At 36.6% G+C, this 5,762-nt stretch carries 5 protein-coding genes; 3 read left to right on the top strand and 2 right to left on the bottom strand.

Translation table 11 applies throughout. The features are described from left to right. Positions 1 to 751: 751 nt before the first annotated feature. Together B371_RS0102115 and B371_RS0102110 are read right to left on the bottom strand one after the other, a co-directional pair. A complete protein-coding gene (locus B371_RS0102115; protein ID WP_369751060.1) occupies positions 752 to 1,441 on the bottom strand; it encodes a TraR/DksA C4-type zinc finger protein in 690 nt (229 codons plus the stop codon). A 266-nt stretch (positions 1,442 to 1,707) separates the two neighbouring features. Then, a complete protein-coding gene (locus B371_RS0102110) occupies positions 1,708 to 2,241 on the bottom strand; it encodes a GbsR/MarR family transcriptional regulator (RefSeq protein ID WP_019412666.1) in 534 nt (177 codons plus the stop codon). Positions 2,242 to 2,494: 253 nt separating this feature from the next. Here B371_RS0102110 and B371_RS0102105 point away from each other — a divergent pair, with 253 nt between their 5' ends. The 3 genes from B371_RS0102105 to B371_RS0102095 are packed head-to-tail and all read left to right on the top strand — an operon-like array spanning position 2,495 to position 5,515. Next, the gene (locus B371_RS0102105) at positions 2,495 to 3,757 is read left to right on the top strand and encodes a glycine betaine/L-proline ABC transporter ATP-binding protein (RefSeq protein ID WP_019412665.1); all 1,263 of its coding nucleotides are present in this window, start codon (positions 2,495 to 2,497) and stop codon (positions 3,755 to 3,757) included. Next, positions 3,750 to 4,601, top strand: a complete 852-nt coding sequence (locus B371_RS0102100; protein ID WP_019412664.1) for a proline/glycine betaine ABC transporter permease — start codon at positions 3,750 to 3,752, stop codon at positions 4,599 to 4,601. Before B371_RS0102105 ends, B371_RS0102100 begins: the two co-directional genes overlap by 8 nt. Continuing rightward, the gene (locus B371_RS0102095; protein WP_019412663.1) at positions 4,598 to 5,515 is read left to right on the top strand and encodes a glycine betaine ABC transporter substrate-binding protein; all 918 of its coding nucleotides are present in this window, start codon (positions 4,598 to 4,600) and stop codon (positions 5,513 to 5,515) included. The genes B371_RS0102100 and B371_RS0102095 overlap by 4 nt, the downstream gene beginning before the upstream one ends. Positions 5,516 to 5,762 lie beyond the last annotated feature (247 nt).

The following is a 5,762-nucleotide window of genomic DNA, read 5'->3' as shown; positions in this document are numbered from 1 at the left end:
TTTCAGTGTTCATGATGCAAACCGCTGCATTTTTCTGTTATTTAAAGTACCAGTGACTTTCTGTACTCTCTAATTTTTAAGTTTTAGTTTCTTTTATGATCAATTCAAAAACATTTACTTGATTGAAGCGTCCGCCTGGACCGCAAATCAGCGGTCCTTACTAGAACCTACTCATAAAAATACCGGGAATACTGGATTCATAACTCACTAAATTTTTATGCTTTTGCATGAAAACACATGTAGACAAAAAGACAATATCAAACTAAACCCTTCTAGAAGGGCTTTACTAACATCTCTTTTTTGATCACTTTTCATGGTAGATGGTGGAAACGTAACGTAAGCCATGGTGGTTTCTAACCTTATAAGAAAAACTAGGCAAAGTGCTCTTGGTCATTTTAAGCAATTACAAATGACTTGAGTGTTAGTAAAAGATGATTCCATTCTGTATCGACTTCGGTTTCCGATTCCCTTTGGACGGCAAACCTACTGCACCATAACCTCAAGAGTAAAAGGGATGAGCTATGTTTCACTTCGCTCATCCCTTTCTTACAGACAATCTTGGGGCAACAAATAGGTATATCTTATTTTTAAAAGGTGATGATATTGAAAAATTTTGGCTAAGTGGTTCACATTCCGTTTTCATTCATGGTCAGCCAGACTGGCATGCAAGATTGAGGAGGCTTATCTTTTAAAATAAAAAACCGCTCAAATGAGCGGTTTTTTATTTTTGATTTCCAGCAATATGAGTACTTTATTCATCTATATAATCATTTCGTATTGCCTCTGCTTGTTGATCGATAGTAATTATTTCTTTTTCATTACCTCCAATAGAGGTTATATGCAATGACTCAACATCTTCATCCATTCCTTTTTCATCCTCATCATCATATAAATCATTGTAATCAGCGAAATCTCCTTCAAAATCAGATGGTGTTTCAGAAGTCCCGTACTGAGCTACTTCTTGAAAACTGTCCTCATATCCTCTGACGTCATCACCTTTATGACGACCCGCAAATGAATTATCGTTAGCAGGTTCAAGGATTTCTTCTTCAACAGGTCGATCTATAGGAACTTCTTTATCAGAATGTTCAATGCAACGAGTTGTGTAAGGAAGAGCTTCTAATCTCTCATAAGGAATGTCTTCTCCACATTCATCACAAATTCCATAAGCACCTTTTTTCATTGCTTCAAGCGCTTCGTTCACTTTTTCTAGTTCTGCTGCTTCATGAACACCAATCGCCATGTCTTTTTCGCGTTCATACAGTTCTGTTCCTAAGTCAGCAGGATGGTTATCAAACGTAGATAGTTCACCTGTTGAATCACGTAGACTGCCGCCTTCTAGCAACGGATTATCAGCATGTCTACCTTCCAAATGAACTTTTTGCTCTAAAAGTAGTTTCTTTAATACAGAATTTTGTTTGTCTGTAAGCAAACGACTCACTTCCTTCATTTATAAATAGTTTGGAAAATTTAAAAACAATCTTAGTATAGCTTTGACGAATTTCATGAATCTTAATGGCAAAATTAAAAAAATTTTTCTAAATATTATTAAAAACACTGTCAATACATATTCTATTTGAATCGGGCAAGAATACATAAAAAAGCCACCTATAAATGCGGCTGGGCGCATTTATAGGTGGTAGTATCTGTTGATTTCAATTAAACATGTATCTAAATTATTTTATTGGTCAGCTTTTGTCATTCGAATCATTTATTTTTTGGGACAAAATCGAATATTTCTTGATTTTCAAATACATCAACTAGTCGATTGAGCCATTCAAAATAGTTTTGAATATACGTTAACTTTTCAATATCAATTTGTACTTCTTTTTGTAGTTCTTCACTTATTGTTTCGTCACTTGCTAACTCCTTAAGTTCACTTAACGATTTCTTAATCGCCATAATATGGAGTGAAGAAGATCTACGCCACTTGATTGTAAATAAATCAATAAAACTTTGATACCAATCATCAGAGGTATGATATAAATCTTTTCTTATTCCTTTTTTCCATGCACGCTCGACTAATTTCAACTCGGATAAAGCTCTAACGGAAGTGCCCATGCTAGTTTTACTCATTCCAAGTTTTTCGGTCATGTCATCTAATGTTAGTGGTTCATTTTGATAAAACATCATCCCGTATTGTCTACCTGCAGAATGGGTAAGTCCGTAGAGATGTATATTTTGCGCAATCGTTTCAATTACTCGTTCACGGGATTTTTCTAGTATTTCTTTACCTTCCATTTGTTATCCCTCCACTGTAGTGGCTTTATTCAGCTAATCCGTCTATTTCATTAAGGGTATTATACTCTTTTAAAAATAGCAATTTATATTATAATCACAAACAGTATTTTCTGTTTGAACTGTATATATTGTATTTTCGGTTGTATTACGAGTGAATAACATCTATACTTAAACAGGATTACATTTCGATTGCATTTCGATTACATTTTGTTTTGAGTATAATGTTGGTCCTGATTCGTGAGGAGTTGTATGTATGAGTGAACAAACTATTAAGAAAAAAATTGAGGTAAGGGGAGCTACAAAAATTTTCGGCAAAAACAGTAAGCGTGCAGCTCAGCAGCTTAAGGAAGGTAAGTCGAAAAATGAAATCTTGAAAGAAACTGGTGCAACAGTCGGAGTGAACAATGCAACATTTGATGTTTATGAAGGTGAAATTTTCGTCATTATGGGATTGTCTGGAAGTGGTAAATCCACACTGGTTCGGTTATTAAACAGATTAATTGATCCGACGCTGGGGCATATTCTTCTTGATGGAGATGACATTGTACAAATGAATAAAGAGCAACTTCGTGAAGTCAGACGTAAGAAAATTAGTATGGTTTTTCAAAATTTTGCTCTTCTTCCGCATAAAACAATTGCTGAAAATGCAGAATATGGTCTAGAAATTCAAGGCGTTGCGAAAATAGAGCGACAGTCAAAGGCGAAAGAATCATTAAAGCTCGTTGGTCTTGCTGGTTATGAAGATCAGTACCCTCATCAGTTAAGCGGTGGGATGAAACAACGCGTAGGTCTTGCAAGAGCTCTTGCAAATGACCCTGATATTTTGCTCATGGATGAAGCATTCAGTGCTTTGGATCCACTCATTCGTAAAGACATGCAAAACGAACTTTTACAACTTCATCATGATATGGGGAAAACAATTATTTTCATTACCCATGACCTTGATGAGGCACTACGAATTGGGGATCGTATTGCATTAATGAAAGATGGGGAAATTGTGCAAATTGGAACTCCCGAAGAGATTTTGATGAGCCCCTCTAATGATTATGTTGAACGTTTCGTAGAAGATGTTGATTTATCCAAAGTATTGACAGCTGGTCACGTCATGGTGAAGGCAGATACAGTGAAAGTGGACCGAGGACCTCGTGTTGCGCTTCGCCTTATGAAACAACTGGGTATATCCTCCATTTATGTCTTGGACAATAGTAACCGGCTATTAGGAGCTGTGACAGCCGTAGACGCATTAGCTGCTTCTAATTCAGAAAAGTCACTTGAAGAGATCATTATTACTGATCTTCCAATGGTTTCAACAGATACAGTGTTAACAGAGTTGTTTGATGTTGTATCAACAGCATCCATTCCTGTTGCAGTGATTTCTGAAGATCGAAAACTACAAGGGATACTTATTCGTGGTCCACTGATTGGTGCTCTATCTGGGGACAATAAGTTTATTAACAGTGATGGAACAGTTAATTTAGTGGAACAAACGGATACGGAGGTGAATAAGAATGGATGAACTTTTACCTCGTATTCCATTTGCCGAGTGGATTGACATTGCTGTAAATTGGCTAGTTACTACATTTGGCACTGTATTTGATGGGATTGCTGATCTATTAGAAGGAATTGTCGAAGGCTCAGTAGACATTCTTGATATGTTTCCATCTATACTGCTTGCTGTCCTATTTAGCTTACTTGCATGGTTTATTTCTACTAGGAAAATTGCCTTATTTTCATTATTTGGCTTATTGTTTATTGATTATTTAGGCTATTGGTATTCAATGCTCCAAATGTTAGCTCTAGTATTAACTTCTGTCTTTTTCGCAATTTCAATTGGTATTCCAATTGGGATTTGGGGTTCTCAGAAAGAAAATGTTCGGAAATCTGTTGTTCCAGTCCTAGACTTGATGCAGACAATGCCAGCATTTGTTTACTTGTTACCGGCTATTTTCTTTTTCAATATCGGTGTAGTACCAGGCGTTGTGGCATCCGTGATATTTGCCATGCCACCGACAATTCGTTTAACGATGTTAGGTATTCAACAAGTGCCAGAAGAATTAATTGAAGCCACGCAGGCTTTTGGTTCAACTACATGGCAACGATTAAGTAAAGTGCAAATCCCACTTGCAAAACCAACAATTATGGCTGGAGTTAATCAAAGTATCATGCTTTCGCTGTCTATGGTGGTTATTGCTTCAATGGTAGGTGCACCTGGGCTTGGTGCAGATGTTTATCGAGCCGTCACACAATTAAAAACCGGTGAAGGATTTGAAGCTGGTTTATCAGTAGTAATCATTGCTATTATGTTAGATCGTATTACGCAACACGCTGGGAAAAATAAAAAAGGAGGAACAACATTATGACATTATTATTTAAAAAAATCACAGGATTGGGAGCAATTGCTCTATTATCACTTGGACTTGCTGCATGCGGGAACGATGAAGACACAAACACACAAGATGACACGACTTCAACTCCAGAAGCTAATTCAGTCGGTGAATCTGTTGACTATAAAATTACTGGAATCGATCCAGGTGCAGGACTTATGGCAGCTACTGAAAAGGCAATTGAAGAATATGAATTGGAAGATTGGAGTGTTATTGCAGGTTCAAGTGCAGCGATGACAGCTTCTTTACAAAAAGCTTATGAAAGTGAAGAACCAATTATCGTTACTGGGTGGACTCCACACTGGAAATTTGCTAAGTTCGACTTGAAGTATCTTGAAGATCCAAAAGAAGTTTTTGGTGGGGAAGAAGAGATCCGTACGATAGGTAGATTAGGTTTGCAAGAGGATTTACCAGAAGCTCATCAAATTCTTTCACAGTTTAACTGGACTCAAGATGATATGGGTGAAGTGATGATCGCTATCCAAGATGGGGAAGACGAAGCTGTAGCTGCTCAAAACTGGGTGGATGCACATGAAGAAAAAGTGTCAGAATGGACAGAAGGCGTTGAGAAAGTGGACGGCGATGAAATCAAACTTGCTTATGTAGCTTGGGATAGTGAAATCGCAAGCCATAATGTTATGAAAGTTGTATTGGAAGATATGGGTTATGATGTAACATTAGTTCAAGTTGAAGCGGGTCCATTATGGACAGCTATTGCTGACGGTAGTGCAGATGCATCACTAGCTGCATGGATGCCACTTACTCATAAAACCTACGCGGATAAATTCGAAGGTGACTTTGAGGAACTTGGTGTTAACATGACTGGAGTTAAAATTGGTTTAGTTGTTCCAACTTATATGGATATAACATCAGTTGAAGACTTAAAATAGTAAATAATATTAATTGAGGGCATATCACCTAATAGGTGATATGCCCTTTTTTAAATTAACTTTCTAAAACGCATTTTCTTTAGCAACACTATAGGGTTTCTAAATCCAAAATAACCCTTTCTTACGCAAGGTTTACCCGGTTTTTCTTAATTTTCACTTAATTTACAAAGAATATTATTACTGAAAAGATTGCTGATACTTTTTCACATTTTACTTTATTTTTACTTTATATTATGATTGATTAATC

This window comes from Paenisporosarcina sp. TG20 (assembly GCF_000286315.1).
GTDB lineage: Bacteria > Bacillota > Bacilli > Bacillales_A > Planococcaceae > Paenisporosarcina.
Note: the sequence above shows the minus strand (reverse complement) of the source record. Positions and strands in the feature narration are given on the sequence as shown.